The sequence below is a fragment of the Streptomyces sp. NPDC041796 genome (genome assembly GCF_055590785.1).
Genome location: NZ_JBVJAH010000007.1, coordinates 73,425 through 88,604 on the forward strand (window position 1 = coordinate 73,425; position 15,180 = coordinate 88,604).

At 72.7% G+C, this 15,180-nt stretch carries 15 protein-coding genes; 7 read left to right on the plus strand and 8 right to left on the minus strand.

Going from position 1 to position 15,180, the window contains the following annotated elements; translation table 11 throughout:
- Positions 1 to 14 precede the first annotated feature (14 nt).
- Positions 15 to 1,100, minus strand: a complete 1,086-nt coding sequence (locus tag ACZ6C1_RS15865; protein ID WP_469241378.1) for an amidohydrolase family protein — start codon at positions 1,098 to 1,100, stop codon at positions 15 to 17.
- An 81-nt stretch (positions 1,101 to 1,181) separates the two neighbouring features.
- Between ACZ6C1_RS15865 and ACZ6C1_RS15870 the strand changes: the two genes are divergently transcribed.
- Positions 1,182 to 2,285: a pyridoxal-phosphate-dependent aminotransferase family protein gene (locus ACZ6C1_RS15870; protein WP_469241900.1), complete on the plus strand. Its 1,104-nt coding sequence runs from the start codon at positions 1,182 to 1,184 to the stop codon at positions 2,283 to 2,285.
- Here the strand turns inward: ACZ6C1_RS15870 and ACZ6C1_RS15875 are convergent.
- Positions 2,266 to 3,393, minus strand: coding sequence for a LysR family transcriptional regulator (locus ACZ6C1_RS15875; protein WP_469241380.1), 1,128 nt, complete (start codon positions 3,391 to 3,393; stop codon positions 2,266 to 2,268). The two genes, ACZ6C1_RS15870 and ACZ6C1_RS15875, sit on opposite strands and share 20 nt — an antisense overlap.
- Before the next feature lie 598 nt (positions 3,394 to 3,991).
- Here ACZ6C1_RS15875 and ectA point away from each other — a divergent pair.
- The 4 genes from ectA (at position 3,992) to thpD (ending at position 7,341) form a co-directional block, all read left to right on the plus strand.
- Positions 3,992 to 4,537, plus strand: coding sequence for a diaminobutyrate acetyltransferase (gene ectA / locus ACZ6C1_RS15880; RefSeq protein ID WP_469241382.1), 546 nt, complete (start codon positions 3,992 to 3,994; stop codon positions 4,535 to 4,537).
- A 217-nt stretch (positions 4,538 to 4,754) separates the two neighbouring features.
- Positions 4,755 to 6,023, plus strand: a complete 1,269-nt coding sequence (gene ectB / locus ACZ6C1_RS15885) for a diaminobutyrate--2-oxoglutarate transaminase (RefSeq protein ID WP_469241384.1) — start codon at positions 4,755 to 4,757, stop codon at positions 6,021 to 6,023.
- Positions 6,024 to 6,054: 31 nt separating this feature from the next.
- On the plus strand, positions 6,055 to 6,453 hold the full coding sequence (locus tag ACZ6C1_RS15890) for an ectoine synthase (RefSeq protein WP_344364670.1): 399 nt from the start codon (positions 6,055 to 6,057) through the stop codon (positions 6,451 to 6,453).
- 3 nt (positions 6,454 to 6,456) lie between these two features.
- Positions 6,457 to 7,341 (plus strand): ectoine hydroxylase, encoded by an 885-nt coding sequence (gene thpD, locus ACZ6C1_RS15895; protein WP_469241386.1) that lies wholly within the window; start codon positions 6,457 to 6,459, stop codon positions 7,339 to 7,341.
- 97 nt (positions 7,342 to 7,438) lie between these two features.
- Here thpD and ACZ6C1_RS15900 read toward each other — a convergent pair whose 3' ends face one another.
- A complete protein-coding gene (locus ACZ6C1_RS15900; protein ID WP_469241388.1) occupies positions 7,439 to 8,518 on the minus strand; it encodes an alkene reductase in 1,080 nt (359 codons plus the stop codon).
- A 123-nt stretch (positions 8,519 to 8,641) separates the two neighbouring features.
- Between ACZ6C1_RS15900 and ACZ6C1_RS15905 the strand changes: the two genes are divergently transcribed.
- Positions 8,642 to 9,163: a MarR family winged helix-turn-helix transcriptional regulator gene (locus ACZ6C1_RS15905; RefSeq protein ID WP_469241390.1), complete on the plus strand. Its 522-nt coding sequence runs from the start codon at positions 8,642 to 8,644 to the stop codon at positions 9,161 to 9,163.
- Between the two features lie 36 nt (positions 9,164 to 9,199).
- Here the strand turns inward: ACZ6C1_RS15905 and ACZ6C1_RS15910 are convergent, their stop codons facing one another.
- The 3 genes from ACZ6C1_RS15910 to ACZ6C1_RS15920 form a co-directional block, all read right to left on the minus strand.
- The gene (locus ACZ6C1_RS15910; protein ID WP_469241392.1) at positions 9,200 to 10,243 is read right to left on the minus strand and encodes an aminotransferase class V-fold PLP-dependent enzyme; all 1,044 of its coding nucleotides are present in this window, start codon (positions 10,241 to 10,243) and stop codon (positions 9,200 to 9,202) included.
- Positions 10,244 to 10,300: 57 nt separating this feature from the next.
- Positions 10,301 to 10,999, minus strand: coding sequence for a DsbA family oxidoreductase (locus ACZ6C1_RS15915; RefSeq protein WP_469241394.1), 699 nt, complete (start codon positions 10,997 to 10,999; stop codon positions 10,301 to 10,303).
- A gap of 85 nt (positions 11,000 to 11,084) precedes the next feature.
- Positions 11,085 to 11,645 carry a dihydrofolate reductase family protein gene (locus ACZ6C1_RS15920; protein ID WP_469241396.1) on the minus strand — a complete coding sequence of 187 codons (561 nt, stop codon included), beginning with the start codon at positions 11,643 to 11,645 and terminating at the stop codon, positions 11,085 to 11,087.
- 104 nt (positions 11,646 to 11,749) lie between these two features.
- Between ACZ6C1_RS15920 and ACZ6C1_RS15925 the strand changes: the two genes are divergently transcribed.
- Positions 11,750 to 12,322 (plus strand): hypothetical protein, encoded by a 573-nt coding sequence (locus ACZ6C1_RS15925; RefSeq protein ID WP_469241398.1) that lies wholly within the window; start codon positions 11,750 to 11,752, stop codon positions 12,320 to 12,322.
- A gap of 41 nt (positions 12,323 to 12,363) precedes the next feature.
- Here ACZ6C1_RS15925 and ACZ6C1_RS15930 read toward each other — a convergent pair whose 3' ends face one another.
- Both ACZ6C1_RS15930 and ACZ6C1_RS15935 read right to left on the minus strand, forming a co-directional pair.
- Positions 12,364 to 13,428, minus strand: coding sequence for a class I SAM-dependent methyltransferase (locus ACZ6C1_RS15930; protein ID WP_469241401.1), 1,065 nt, complete (start codon positions 13,426 to 13,428; stop codon positions 12,364 to 12,366).
- A 205-nt stretch (positions 13,429 to 13,633) separates the two neighbouring features.
- Positions 13,634 to 15,175, minus strand: a complete 1,542-nt coding sequence (locus ACZ6C1_RS15935; protein ID WP_469241403.1) for an aldehyde dehydrogenase (NADP(+)) — start codon at positions 15,173 to 15,175, stop codon at positions 13,634 to 13,636.
- Positions 15,176 to 15,180: the final 5 nt, after the last annotated feature.

Sequence of the window (15,180 nt, forward strand, 5' to 3'; positions counted from 1 at the left end):
GCCGGTGCTGTTCCTCAGTCGATGACGCGTCCGGCCAGGATCACCCGCCGCGGTGCCGCCAGCACGCGGACGTCGGCGCGCGGGTCCTCGTCGTAGACCACCAGGTCGGCCGGGGCGCCCTCCTCCAGGGCGGGCCGCCCCAGCCAGGCCCTGGCTCCCCAGGACGTGGCCGACAGTGCCTCCAGGGGCGGGATGCCGGCCTTGACCAGCTCGGCGACCTCCGCGGCGACCAGGCCGTGGGCCAGGGAGCCGCCCGCGTCGGTGCCGACGAAGACGGGGACGCCCGCGTCGTAGGCGGCGCGCACGGTGTCGTACCGGCGCTCGTGCAGCCGCCGCATGTGGTCGGCCCAGCGCGGGAACTTGGCCTCTCCGCCGTCGGCGAGCCGGGGGAAGGTGGCGATGTTCACGAGCGTCGGCACGATCGCGACGCCGCGCTCGGCGAACAGCGGGATGGTGTCCTCGGTCAGACCCGTGGCGTGCTCGATGCAGTCGATGCCGGCCTCGACGAGGTCCCGCAGGGACTCCTCGGCGAAGCAGTGGGCGGTCACGCGCGCGCCGAGCCGGTGCGCCTCCGCGATCGCCGCCTCGGCCTCGGCGCGCGGCCAGCAGGTGCCCAGCTCCCCCGTGTCACGGTCCAGCCAGTCGCCGACCAGCTTGACCCAGCCGTCTCCGCGCCGCGCTTCCCGGGCGACGTACGCGACGAGGTCGGCGGGCTCGATCTCATGGGCGTAATTGCGGATGTAGCGGCGGGTGCGGGCGATGTGCCGGCCGGCGCGGATGATCCTCGGCAGGTCGTCGCGGTCGTCGATCCAGCGGGTGTCCGCCGGGGACCCGGCGTCCCGGATCAGCAGGGTGCCCGCGTCCCGGTCGGTGACCGCCTGCTTCTCGCTGGTGGCCGCGTCCACGGCACCGTGGGCGTCGAGGCCCACGTGGCAGTGCGCGTCGACCAGCCCGGGCAGCGCCCAGCCCCGTACCGTCCTGATGTCCCGCGCGGCGGACGGCCGTTCATAGGTGACACGCCCGTCGACCACCCACAGTTCGTCCCGTACGTCCTCCGGGCCGGCCAGCACCCGCCCCGTCACCTGCAGCACCACGCTCATGTGCAGCACTCTACGAGGGCGGAAGTACGCTCGGCGGAGCAGTTCCGTACGTGAAGAGAAGAGAGCTCCGTGAGGACCCCCGTGACGCACCCCCTCCTCGACCTGCCCCCGCTGACCGCCGACCGTTTCGCGGCGATCGAGCGGCGCGTGGCCGCGCTGCTGGCGACCGAGCAGGACGTGGTGATCACGCAGGGCGAGGCGCTGCTGCCGCTGGAGGGATGCATCCGCAGCGGGGCGCGGCCCGGCTCGACGGCACTGAACGTGGTGACGGGGCCGTACGGCCGGACCTTCGGCGACTGGCTGCGTGACTGCGGCGCGACGGTGGTGGACCTGGAGGTGCCGTTCCACACGGCGGTGACGGCCGACCGGATCGCCGAGGCGCTGGAGCGGAACCCGGAGATCGACTTCGTGTCGCTGGTGCACGCCGAGGCGGCGACCGGCAACACCAACCCGGTCGCGGAGATCGGTGAGGTGGTCAGGGCGCACGGCGCGCTGTTCCACCTCGACGCGGTGGCGTCGATCGGTGCCGAGCCGGTGCTGCCGGACGCCTGGGGCGTGGACCTGTGCGTCATCGGCGCGCAGAAGGCGATGGGCGGCCCGGCGGGTGTCTCGGCCGTTTCGGTCAGCACGCGCGCGTGGGAGCGGTTCGCGGCCAATCCGGCGGCACCGCGCCGCTCGTACCTCTCCCTCCTGGACTGGAAGGAGCGCTGGATCGACCGCGGCCGCAAGGCGCTGCCGCACGCGCCAGCGCAACTGGAGATGCTGGCGCTGGAGGCGTGCCTGGAGCGCATCGAGGCGGAGGGCCCGGACGCGCTGATGGCCCGCCACGCGTCCGCCGCGGCGGCCACCCGGGCGGGCGCGCTCGCGCTCGGCGGCGGCCTGGAGCCGTACGTGTACGAGGCGAAGGACGCCGCCCCGGTGGCGACGACGCTGCGCACCACTGCCGGGGTGGACGCCTCCGCGCTGGTGGCCGAGGCCCTGGCCATGGACGCGTCGCTGCCGCTGGCGGCCGGTGGCGGGGCGCTGGCCAAGGAGATGGTCCGGGTGAACCACTACGGGGTGGACGCCGGCCGGGACGTGGTGGAGTCCTCGGTGGCGGCGCTGGGGGCCGCCCTGGCCCGGATGACCGGCACGGCGGTGGACGTGGCGGCCGCGCGCCGGGCGGTCACCGGGACGTGGGCGTAGCCTCTCGCGCGGGCGTGACCGCTGCCGTGGCCGCGCCGCCGCCCGCCTTCAGGACGGGGTTCCCGGCCTGGTGGGCGGGGGCGCTCCCGGGGGCACTCGCGGCGGGGCGAGCGACGGGGCTGCCGGTGGGGTGCCCGCCCGGGCTGCCCGCGGGGGTCCCGCCCCGGCCCGCGGGGGTCCCGCGCCGGCCGACGGGGGTCCGGGTGGGGGTTGCGGGGAGGCGTGGGGCGGCGCTCGTGGCCGTGAGCGCGTCGAGCAGGGCCTGGACCGGTGGGGCGAGCGGCCGCCCCGCCGGGACGGCCAGGGAGACCGGGACCGTGAGGCCCGGCAGGACGCGGAAGGCGATCCGGCCGGTCAAGGGCAGCGGTCCTGCCGGGTAGAACAGCGTCCAGGACGGCTCGGGGTGGGCGGCCAGCTCGGTGAGTGTCTCCTGGAGGGTGGTGAACGGCGGGCCGGGCGTCCAGTCCGGGAGCGCGGCCGTCACCAGGTCGTGGAAGGCCGGGTTGGCGGCGCGGGGGGCGAGCCTCAGGGGCAGGCGCGCCAGCCGGTCGAGGCTCGGTGCCTCGTCCTCGGCGAGGCCGAGAGCCGCCGCGTGGGAGGCGGGCAGCGCGGCGATCAGCGGGTCGGCCCACAGCGGGTGCAGGGCCACGCCGTCGGCGCGCCGCACGGTGCGGACGAGGGCGGCGTCGAACGTTCCGGAGCGTACGGCCGCCAGGCGGGCCTCCTGGGGCGCCCGCTCCAGGCGTACGCGCAGTCCGGGGCGGCGGGCGGCCAGCGTGTCGAGGGCGCGGTAGACGCGGTCGGCGAAGGCCCGGGTGGTGCCGAGCCGCACGAGTCCCTCGGTTCCGGCGGTGATCCCGACGGCGGTGGCCCGGACCCGGGCGGCCGCGGCGAGCGCGGCGCGGGCCTCGGGCAGCAGCCGCTCCCCCGCGGCGGTGAGCCGGACGTGCCGGGGGGAGCCGTCGAACAACCGCACCCCCAGTTCCCGTTCCAGGCGGGCGATCTGCTGACTCACCGAGTCCTGCACGGTGTCCAGTCGCTCCGCCGCCCGGCCGTAGCCGAGCTCCTCGGCGACCGCGACGAAGTACTCCAGCTGACGCAGCTCCACTTCCCGGTCCCCCACCCATCGCCGTTGATGATCACTGTGGTCGTCAACCGCTTCTCGGTCGCCTGTTCTTCCCGACATGTACGTGATTCCGGCGCCCACTCGGCGTCGAAACACAGGTACGGGCGAGGAGACCGGAATGACTCATCCGGTGGGGCGGGAGGGCACGGCGCCGAACGGGGGGCCGTGGCGGCCGTCACCGCGAGGGGGGGCCGGCGCCACCGCCACCGCCGCCGCGGAAACAGCACGACGTCCACTTCACGTCCACATTCCAGCAATAAAGAAATCGACATTGATACATCAATACCGGCAGGTGTTTTATTGTGGGTAGCTCCCCGCATTCTTCTGCCCGGTTTCCATGACTCTAAACACCAAGATTTCATAAGGACTCGACGGGCAATTCGGGCACGTGTCAAGCCGGTTACTCCGGTGTGACCGACTCCACATGGCGTCCGTTTTGCCGGTAAATATCCGGGCAAAAAGCGGTGATCGGCGAGTGGATCACGATTGGACTCGCGCCCGCGCGATAACACAGGTCAGGGACTCACCCAACCCCTCACCCCGATGCAATTTCAGAATTTGCTGGGTAAGTTCAATCCGCATGACCGCCGCACAAGCAGACCTTGCAGGTGCCCGAAACGAATTCCACCGACCGGCCGCACCGGCCATCGGTATCGACACCCCACGAGTGGAGGACGGAGCCGCGATATGGCGCATTGCCCGCGACTCCGAGGTCCTGGACCTCAACTCCTCGTACAGCTACTTGCTGTGGTGCCGTGACTTCGCCTCCACGTCCCTGGTGGCGCGCGGCGCCGACGGAGAGCCGATCGCCTTCGTCACGGGATACATCAGGCCGCAGCGTCCGCAGACCCTTGTGGTCTGGCAGGTCGCCGTGGACCGGGCGCACCGGGGCCGGGGACTGGCCGGTGTGCTGCTGGACGCGCTGACCGCGCGCGTCACCGGACAGGGCGTCCACACCGTGGAGACCACCGTCACCCCGGACAACACCGCGTCCGACCGGCTCTTCACCTCGTACGCGGAGCGCCGCGGCGCGTCCCTGGAGCGTGAGGTCCTCTTCGACGGAGGGCTGTTCCCCGAGGGGACGCACGAGCCCGAGGTGCTCTACCGCATCGGCCCGATCGCCTGACGCCGCAGCCGGTCGCCCGACGCCGCAGCTCGATCGTCCGCCCCCGGAGCCCGGTCGCCCGACGCCGCAGCTCGATCGTCCGGCCCCGGAGCCCCGGAGCCCCGGAGCCCCGGAGCCCCGAGCGCCTGACGCCGCAGCCGCACGCCCGCACGCCCGCACGCCCGCACGCCGCCAGATCCGCACGCCTGAGACCCCCACACCGAGGAGACGAACCGCCGTGACCATCACCCCGCCCGCCCTGAGTGTCTTCGAGACCCTGGAGTCGGAGGTGCGCAGCTACTGCCGCGGCTGGCCCGCCGTGTTCGACCGCGCGCAGGGCGCACGCCTCACCGACGAGGACGGACACACCTACCTCGACTTCTTCGCCGGCGCCGGCTCGCTCAACTACGGCCACAACAACCCCGTGCTGAAACGCGCCCTGCTCGACTACATCGAGCGTGACGGCATCACCCACGGCCTCGACATGGCGACGACCGCCAAGCGCGCGTTCCTGGAGTCCTTCCAGAACGTGATCCTCCGGCCGCGCGACCTGCCGTACAAGGTGATGTTCCCCGGCCCCACGGGCACCAACGCGGTGGAGGCGGCGCTGAAGCTGGCCCGGAAGGTGAAGGGGCGCGAGTCGATCGTGTCGTTCACCAATGCCTTCCACGGCATGTCGCTGGGCTCACTCGCGGTGACCGGCAACGCGTTCAAGCGCGCCGGGGCCGGTATCCCGCTGGTGCACGGCACGCCGATGCCGTTCGACAACTACCTCGACGGCCAGGTCCCCGACTTCCTCTGGTTCGAGCGGCTCCTGGAGGACCAGGGCTCCGGTCTGAACAAGCCCGCCGCCGTGATCGTGGAGACCGTGCAGGGCGAGGGCGGCATCAACGTCGCCCGGCCCGAGTGGCTGCGGGCGCTGCGGGAGCTGTGCGACCGCCAGGACATGCTGCTGATCGTCGACGACATCCAGATGGGCTGCGGCCGCACCGGTGCCTTCTTCTCCTTCGAGGAGGCGGGCATCACCCCCGACATCGTCACCCTGTCGAAGTCCATCAGCGGGTACGGACTGCCGATGTCGCTGTGCCTGTTCATGCCGGAGCTGGACGTGTGGGGCCCGGGTGAGCACAACGGGACCTTCCGCGGCAACAACCCGGCCTTCGTCACCGCCACCGCCGCGCTGGACACCTACTGGGCCGACGGGCAGATGGAGAAGCAGACCATCGCGCGCGGCGAGCAGGTCGAGCAGGCGCTGCTGGCGATCTGCGACGAGAACTCCGCCTACGGCGCCCACTTCCGGGGCCGGGGCCTGGTGTGGGGCATGGAGTTCACCGACAAGTCCCGGGCCGCGGCCGTCTGCGCGCGCGCTTTCGAGCTGGGGCTGCTGCTGGAGACGTCGGGCCCGCGCAGCGAGGTCGTCAAGCTGCTGCCGCCGCTGACCATCACGCCCGACGAGCTGGACGAGGGGCTGCGGACGCTGGCCCGCGCAGTCCGCGAAACCGCCTGACCCCTCCCGTACGAAAGGAAGTTGCACCACCGTGATCGTCCGATCGTTGAAGGACATCGAGAACACCGAGCGCCATGTGAAGGCCGCCTCCGGCACCTGGGAGTCCAAGCGCATCGTGCTCGCCAAGGAGAAGGTCGGCTTCTCGCTGCACGAGACCGTGCTGTACGCCGGCACCGAGACGTCCATGTGGTACGCCAACCACATCGAGGCCGTGCTGTGCGTCGAGGGCGAGGCCGAGCTGACCAACGACGAGACGGGCGAGACGCACTGGATCGAGCCCGGCACGATGTACCTGCTGGACGGCCATGAGCGCCACACCATGCGGCCGAAGACCGACTTCCGGTGCGTATGCGTGTTCAACCCCCCTGTCACCGGGCGGGAGGACCACGACGAGAACGGTGTCTACCCGCTGCTCACCGAGGAGGGCTGAACCATGACGACGACGACCACGACCACCACTGTGCAGGACCTGTACCCCACCCGAGGCGCGTCCGAGGTCGTCACGCCCCGGCAGGACCCGGTCGTCTGGGGGCCGCTCACCCCGGAGCTGGAGTCGTTCGAGCGTGACGGTTTCCTCGCCGTCGACCAGCTGATCACGGAGGACGAGGTCGCCGTCTACCGTGCCGAGCTGGACCGGCTCGTCACCGATCCGGCGATCCGGGCCGACGAGCGGTCGATCATCGAGCCGAAGTCCCAGGACGTACGGTCGGTCTTCGAGGTCCACCGGATCAGCGACGTGTTCGCGCGGCTGGTGCGCGACGAGCGGGTGGTGGGCCGGGCGCGCGAGATCCTCGGCTCGGACGTGTACGTCCATCAGTCGCGGATCAATGTGAAGCCGGGGTTCGGCGCCTCGGGCTTCTACTGGCACTCGGACTTCGAGACCTGGCACGCGGAGGACGGGCTGCCGCGGATGCGGACGGTGTCCGTGTCGATCGCGCTGACCGAGAACTACGACACCAACGGCGGCCTGATGATCATGCCGGGGTCGCACCGGACGTTCCTGGGCTGCGCGGGCGAGACGCCGAAGGACAACTACAAGAAGTCGCTGCAGATGCAGGACGCGGGCACCCCGTCGGACGAAGCGCTGACGAAGTTCGCGGACGCGCACGGCATCCGGCTGTTCACCGGCAGGGCGGGCTCGGCGACCTGGTTCGACTGCAACGCCATGCACGGCTCGGGCGACAACATCACCCCGTTCCCGCGCAGCAATGTCTTCATCGTGTTCAACAGCGTGGAGAACACGGCGGTGGAGCCGTTCGCGGCACCGGTCCGACGGCCCGAGTTCATCGGGGCGAGGGACTTCACGCCGGTGCGCTGACCGCTGGGGCGGCAGGGGCGGTGAGCCGTCCGGCACACACGCGGAGGGGCGGGACCGGGGTGCGGTCCCGCCCCTCGCGGGTCGTCGGGGGCCGCGGTCAGACGACCAGGGCCGGGTAGTCGGTGTAGCCGCGGTGGTCGCCGCCGTAGAAGGTGGCGGTGTCCGGGGTGTTGTACGGGCCGTTGGCCCTGAGGCGGGCCGGCAGGTCGGGGTTGGCGAGGAACAGGGCGCCGAACGCCACTATGTCGGCCGTGCCGTTCTCGATCAGCGCGAGGTCCTCGGCGCTCGTCGGGCCCTCGGTGGCCGGGTTGAGTACGAGGGTGCCGGAGAACCGCTTGCGCAGGGCCAGGGTGAGCTCGCGGGAGGCGGGCGCGCTCTCCAGGACGTGCAGGTAGGCGATGCCGAGCGGTTCGAGGGCCGTGGCGAGCGCCGTGTACGTCTCCTCCGGCTCGGGCTCGTCGATGTCGTTGAACGGGTTCCCGGGCGAGATCCGCAGGCCGGTGCGCTCGGGGCCGATCTCGGCGGCGACCGCGGTGACGACCTCGACGGCGAAGCGGATGCGGCCCTCCACCGAGCCGCCCCAGGCGTCGGTCCGGCGGTTGGTGCCGGGGGCCAGGAACTGGTGGATGAGGTAGCCGTTGGCGCCGTGCAGCTCGACGCCGTCGAACCCGGCTGCCACGGCGTTGCGGGCGGCGGCCACGAAGTCCGCGATCGTCTCCCGTACCTCGGCGTCGGTGAGCTCGTGCGGGGTGACGAACTCCTTGGGGCCCTCGGCGGTGTACACCTGGCCCTTGGCGGCGACGGCGGAGGGGCCCACCGGGTGGAGGGCGCCGGGCTGGTCCGCGAGCAGGTCGGGGTGGCCGATGCGGCCCGCGTGCATGAGCTGGGCGAAGATCCTGCCGCCCTTGGCGTGCACGGCGTCGGTGACCTTGCGCCAGGCGGCGGTCTGCTCGTCGCTGTGCAGGCCGGGGGTGTCGGGGTAACCCTGGCCGACCGGGGAGGGCTGGACGCCTTCGGTGATGATCAGGCCGGCCGAGGCGCGCTGGGCGTAGTACTCGGCGGTGAGGTCGGTCGGCACCCGCCCGGCGCCGGCCCGGCTGCGGGTCATCGGTGCCATGGCGATGCGGTTGGCGAGCTGCGTGCCGGACAGGTCGATGGGGTCGAAGGCAGTGGTCATCGGAGTCTCCCAAGCAATATGTGGTCGGCCAAGTATTTCGGCGTGACGCCACTGTAGCGCATTCATTGGCCGACCAAGGTAAAATCGGTGACATCGTCCGGACACCCCCCGAGGAGACCCCCGATGTCAGCCCCCCACGACGCCTCGGCGGGCTCCGAGCCCGTCCTGTGTACCGACGCGCTGCCCTCCGCGGCGCGCGGCGGCCCCCTCTCCCACACCCTGTCCCGGGTGGCCCGGCTGCACCGCATCGCCGCGGGCAGGTTCCTGAAGGCGGTGGGGATCTACCCCGGCCAGGAGTTCGTGATGATGTACCTCTGGGACGCCGGCCCGGTGCGCCAGTCCGAGCTGATCAAGGCCGTCGACCTGGACCCCTCCACGGTCACCAAGATGCTCCAGCGCCTGGAGCAGAGCGGGCACGTGCGCCGCTCCCCCGACCCCGCCGACCGGCGAGCGGTGCTGGTCGAGGCCACGAGTGCCAGCTGCTCGCTGCACGATCAGGTGAGCGGCGCCTGGAGCGACCTGGAGGAGCACACCCTCGCCGGGCTCGACACGCGCGAGCGAGCCGAGCTCGCACGGCTGCTGGGCAAGGTCGAGGCGAACCTGTGCAAGGCGACCCTGGACTGTCCGGGAACGGCCGCGGGGTAGCCCGGCAGCCGTTCGACAGGTCGCTTCGGCGGCGGCTCAGGACAGCAGGTCGAGAGTCCGGTCCACGTCGGCGGCCGAGTTGTAGAGGTGGAAGGCGGCCCGGAGGTTGCCGGCCCGGGCGGACACGACGACCCCCGCCTCCGCCAGCTCGGCCTGCCGCGAGCCCAGCCCCGGGACGGCGACGACGGCCGAGTCGCCGGGCACCGGGGCGTGACCGAGGCGGACCAGGCCCTCCCGGAAGCGGGCGGCCAGCGCGGTGGCATGGGCGTGGACGGTGTCGACGCCGATCTCGCCGAGCAGCGCCAGGGACTGCTCGGCGCCGTGGTACGGGAGGAAGGCGGGCGGCTCGTCGAACCGCCGGGCGGTGTCGGCGAGCCGTACCGCCGGACCGTACGGATCATTCAGGTCCTCGGCCGCGAACCAGCCCGCGTGGATGGGCACCAGGGACTCCTGGGCGTCCTCCGTGACGGTGAGGAACGACGCGCCCCGGGGGCACATCAGGAACTTGAACCCGCCCGTCACGGTGTAGTCGTACGCCCCGGCGTCCAGCGGCAGCCACCCCGCCGACTGGGTCGCGTCGACGAGCGTGCGGGCCCCGTGCGCGGCCGCGGCCTCCCGTACCGCCGCCATGTCGGCGACGCGCCCGTCCGCCGACTGCACGGACGAGAAGGCCACCAGCGCCGTCCCCGGCCGTACCGCGTCCGCCAGGTCCTCCAGCGGCACGAACCGCGCCTTGAGGTCGCCGCGCACCGCGAACGGCGTGATCAGCGAGCCGAAGTCGCCGTCCACGAACAGGACCTCCGCCCCGGACGGCAGGGAGCTCGCGATCAGGCCCACGTGCACGGCGACCGAGCTGCCCACGGCCACCCGGTCCGGGCCCACGCCCGCCACCCGCGCGAACCCGCACCGCGCGCCGTCCACGGCCTCGAAACTTCCTGAGCCGCCGGCCGTGCCCGCGGCGAGCTTCTCCGCCAGCGCGGTCACGGCGGCCACGGTCCGGCGGGGCAGCAGCCCGCAGCGGGAGGTGTTCAGATACGTCTGCGTGGGCGCGAACTCGCCGCCACCGAGGGGGATTTCCATGTCCCTACCCTGTGCCGCGCGCCACGCCGGGTCAATCACGCACCGCTGACGCGGATCTCACACCTCGCAGGTCCCGTCCACGTCACAGGCCACCGCCCCCGCGCCGGCCGGCTGGACCACCCGGCCCTGCCAGGCCTGCTCCAGCGCCTGGGTGAAGACCTCGGCGGGCTGTCCGCCGGAGACGCCGTAGCGCCGGTCGAGGACGAAGAACGGCACGCCCGTGGCGCCCAGCGCGGCCGCCTCCCGCTCATCGGCCCGTACGTCGTCGGCGTAGGCGTCCTCGTCGGCCAGCACGGCCCGCACCTCGTCCTCGGCCAGGCCCGCCTCGGCACCGAGCCGGACGAGCACCTCCGGGTCGAAGACGGACCGCTCCTCGGCGAAGTTGGCCCGGTAGGCCAGGTCGAGCAGCGCGTCCTGCCGGCCGCGCGCCCTCGCCAGGTGCAGCAGCCGGTGGATGTCGAAGGTGCTGCCGTGGTCCCGCCCCTCGGTGCGGTACTCCAGCCCCTCGGCGCGCGCGGTGGAGGCCACGTGCTCCTCCATGGCCCGCGCCTCCTCACGCGTACGCCCGTACTTCTTCGCCAGCATGTCGATCACCGGAGCGGTGTCGCCCTTGGCCCGTCCCGGGTCGAGCTCGAAGGAACGGTGCACCACCTCGACCTCGTCCCGGTGGGCGAAGGCCGCGAGCCCCTTCTCGAAGCGCGCCTTGCCGATGTAGCACCACGGGCAGGCGATGTCGCTCCAGATCTCGACGCGCATGTGTCTGTTCTCTCCAGGTCGTGAGGGGGGGCCGGGCGTGCGGAGGCGTCCTCCGCTCGAGCCCTCAACGCCTGCCGGGCACCGCTCATTCCCTCTCGTACCCGAGCAGCACCACCCCGTTGCCGAACCTCCGGGTCTCGACGAGCCGCAGGGCGGTCCTGGTGTCCCAGTCGGGGAACAGCGGCTTGCCCCTGCCGATGAGGACGGGGTGGACGTAGACGCTGTACGCGTCGATCAGGTCGTGCTTCCGGAACGCCGCGGCGAGGTCGGCTCCACCCACCGCCAGATCGCCCGCGTACTGCCGCGCGATGGCCCGCACCTCCTCGGGGTCGACGTCCCGGAGGACGGTCGTGTTCCAGCCGGCCTCCTGGAGGGTGCCGGAGAACACGTACTTGGGCTTCTCCCGCCAGATGCGCGCGAACTCCCGCACGGTGGCGGAAGCGGCGGGGTCGGAGTCGGCCGTCGGCCAGTACCCCGCCATCAGCTCATAGGTGACGCGGCCTTCGAGGAAGGCCCCCATCCCCGCGCACAGGTCGTTGAAGTACTGGTGCAATTCGTCGTCGACCAGGTGCCAGTCGATGTCCCGGTTCGGTCCCTCCATGTAGCCGTCCAGGGACACCGACATGGACAGCACGATCTTTCCCACCGCGGTACCTCGTCTCCTCTGAGTACGGATACTCACGACGATCCCCGCTTCGGTGCGCGAAGCTGCCATGGCCCGCCGTGCCGTACCGGAAATGGAGCCCTCTGGTGAGACGTCTCGCCCTGCCCGCCGCCGTCGCGGGGCTGTTGCTGGTGACCGGCTGCGGCACCGAACGGGTGTCGTCGCAGCCGCCGGGGGCCTCCGGCTCACCGTCCCCGGACCCCGCGGCGCAGCGGAACGCCGCCCTCGCCGAGCACGACAGGCTGTTCCCCGGCGTGGGAGACCGCTGCGCCGGTACCGGGCCGAGCCCCTCCCCCAGCACCTCGGCGGCCACGGAGCCGTACGACCCCGAGCGGTCCAAGTACGCCGAGAACCACGCGTTCCAGCAGCAGATGCCCATGAAGCCCGGCACCGCGTGCCGGGGGCGTGCCCACGCCGGCCGGATAGCCGAGTCCCTGGCGGGCGTCCGTGACGAGAGCGGCCTGAGGGCGGTGCTGGAGGAGCTCGGGTATCCGGCGGACAGCACGGAGGTCTACCGCAACGGTCCGCTCCTCGGCTTCAGCCTGCTCGTCCCCGGCGCCGGGCCGTGCGTCTCCGGACACCTCGGTCCGCCCGCCCGGGCCGAGGCGCACGGCCCGTACATGGAGGGCGGCTGCGTGGAACCGCGCGGGGGCCACTAGCCGGAGTGTCCGGCCGGGCCAGGCCGTGGTCGGGACCGCCTCTACCGGGCGGGGGTCGTCGCCACGTAGTAGACGTTCAGCGGGTCGTCGTCCACCGACCGGACCTGGACGCCGGTGAAGCCCGCCTCCTCCAGCATGCGGCGGGCGGTCTGCTCGCCCCAGACCGTGCCGAGGCCGGCGCCACCGGTGCTCAGGGAGGTGGTCATGCAGTAGAAGACGGAGAAGCCGAAGAGCGTGGGCCCGAACGGGTGGCCGATGTTCTCCTCCAGGTTGCTGGAGGCGGCGATGTCGCCCATCAGGAACGTGCCGCCCTCGCGGAGGGACGCGGCGACGGCCGTGAGGGTCTCCTGGGGGCGGGCGAGGTCGTGGATGACGTCGAAGGCCGTGACGAGGTCGTACCGGCCGGTGATCTCCGTGGAGTCGCCCACGGTGTAGTGGAGGTTGTCCAGGGACAGTCGTTCGGCCTCGCGCCGGGCGGCGGCGATGCCGTCCTCCGACCGGTCGAGGCCGTGGAAGCGGCTGCGCGGGAAGGCCCGGGCCAGGACGAGCGGGGCGTGGCCCTGGCCGGTGCCCACGTCGAGGACGTCGATGCCGTCTCGCAGGCGTTCCGTGAGGCCGGGGGCCAGCGGGACGATCGTGTCGACGAGGGCCGTGTCGTACACCCGGGCCGTCTCCTGGGCCTGGAGCGCCTGGAAGCGGGGGTACGCCGAGTACGGGACGCCGCCGCCGTCGCGGAAGGACGCGACGACCTGCTGCTCGACCTCACCCATCAGGGCGATGTAGGGCATCATCCCGGCGAGGTTGTCGGGGCCGGCGGCCGAGGTGAGCGAGGCGGCGTGCTCGGGAGGCAGGGTGTAGGTCGCGCCCTCGGGTTCGTACTCCACCATGCCTCCCACGACCATGCCGCCGAGCCACTCGCGTACGTACCGCTCGTCGAGGCCCGCGGCCCCGGCGATGTCGGCGCTCGTGGCGGGCGGCAGGGTGCTCATGGTGTCGAACAGGCCGGTCTGGTGGCCGACGCTGGTGAGGAGGGCCAGTGCCCCCTTGTTGAGCACGTCGACCATCAGCTCGGCGAAGGCTTCCTGTCGTAGGGGGTCCGGTGTCATGGCCGCTCCTCACCCGGGTGCGTTCTGCTCCACTTCGTCACGTTACGCCGTGATCGGGGCAGGGGTCCTCAGGGAGCGGCCGGGCGGCGAGCCGGAGCACCAGGTGGTCACCGGGCCCGGCCGGCCCCGGGCGGGGCCGGCCGTATGCGGAGGGCTGCCGGGTGCCGGGGGGCTGCCGGGTGCCGGGGGGGCGGCCCGGGGGTGATCAGGAACCGGACGGGTGCTCCAGCCGTCCGTCGACCCGGCGCGGGAGGTTCAGCGGGTTGTCGTCGCGCAGCTCGGGCGGGAGCAGCGCCTCGGGGGTCGACTGGTAGGTGACGGGGCGCAGCCAGCGTTCGACGGCGGTGCCGCCGACGGAGGTGTAGGTGGAGGTGGTGGCCGGGTAGGGGCCGCCGTGGTGCTGGGCGGGGGCGACGGCGACGCCGGTGGGCCAGCCGTTGACGAGGACGCGGCCGGCGAGCGGGGTGAGTTCGGCGAGGATCTCGGCGCCGCGGCCCCCGGCGGAAGCCTCCTGCGAGGAGAGGTGCACGGTCGCCGTGAGGTTGCCGGGCAGGCGGGACAGGACGGTGGTGACCTCGTCGTCGGTGTCGTACCGGGCGACGACGGTGACCGGGCCGAAGCACTCCTCCAGCAGCAGGTCGTGCGCGCCGCCGTCGGCCAGCCTGGCGGCCGGCACGGTGAGGAAGCCGGGACTGACGGTGTGCTCGTCACCGGCACCGGGGGTGACGGGGGCCTCGACGTCCGGGAGTGCGGCGCGCTCGGCGACGCCCGCGACGAAGTTGTCCCGCATGCGGTGGTCGAGGAGGACGCCCTCGCCGGCGCCCTTGACCGCGCCGGCCAGGGACGCGACCAGTTCGTCGCCGCCCGCGCCGGACGGGGCCAGCACCAGCCCGGGCTTGACGCAGAACTGGCCGACTCCGAGCGTCATCGACCCGGCCAGGCCGGTGCCGATCTGCTCGGCGCGCTCGGCGGCGGCCGCACGGGTGACCACGACCGGGTTGAGGGAGCCGAGTTCGCCGTGGAAGGGGATCGGTACGGGCCGGGCGGCCGCCGCGTCGAAGAGCGCCCGCCCGCCGCGTACCGAGCCGGTGAACCCGGCGGCGGCGATCAGCGGGTGCTCGACGAGTGCGACGCCCGCGTCGAAGCCGTGGACCAGGCCGACGACGGCCTGCGGGATGCCGGCGTGCGCGGCGGCCTGGCCGAGGACGGCGGCGACCAGCTCGGACGTGGCCGGGTGGTCGGGGTGGGCCTTGACGACGACGGGGCAGCCGGCGGCGAGCGCGCTGGCGGTGTCGCCGCCGGGCACGGAGAAGGCGAAGGGGAAGTTGGAGGCGGCGTAGACGGCGACGACGCCCAGCGGCACCTTGTAACGGCGCAGGTCCGGGATGGGTGGGGTGGCGGTGTCGTCGGGGTGGTCGATGATCACGCCGAGGAAGTCGCCCTCGTCGACGATGCCGGCGAAGGCCCTCAACTGGAAGCAGGTGCGGGCCAGCTCGCCGGTGAGCCGCGCCGGGCCGAGTGCGGTCTCGGCGTCGGCCGCGGCCACCAGCCGGTCCTTGGCGCCGTCGAGCAGATCGGCGGCGGTACGCAGGAACGCGGCGCGCACGGCGCGGTCGGCGAGGGCTCCGCGGACGGCGTGCGCCGCGCGTACGGCACGGTCGACGTCCTCGGCCGTGGCTTCGACGGCAACCTGTTCACGCCGCTTCCCGGTTCGGGGGTCGACACTCCAGACTTGTGCTGCTGACACCGCCA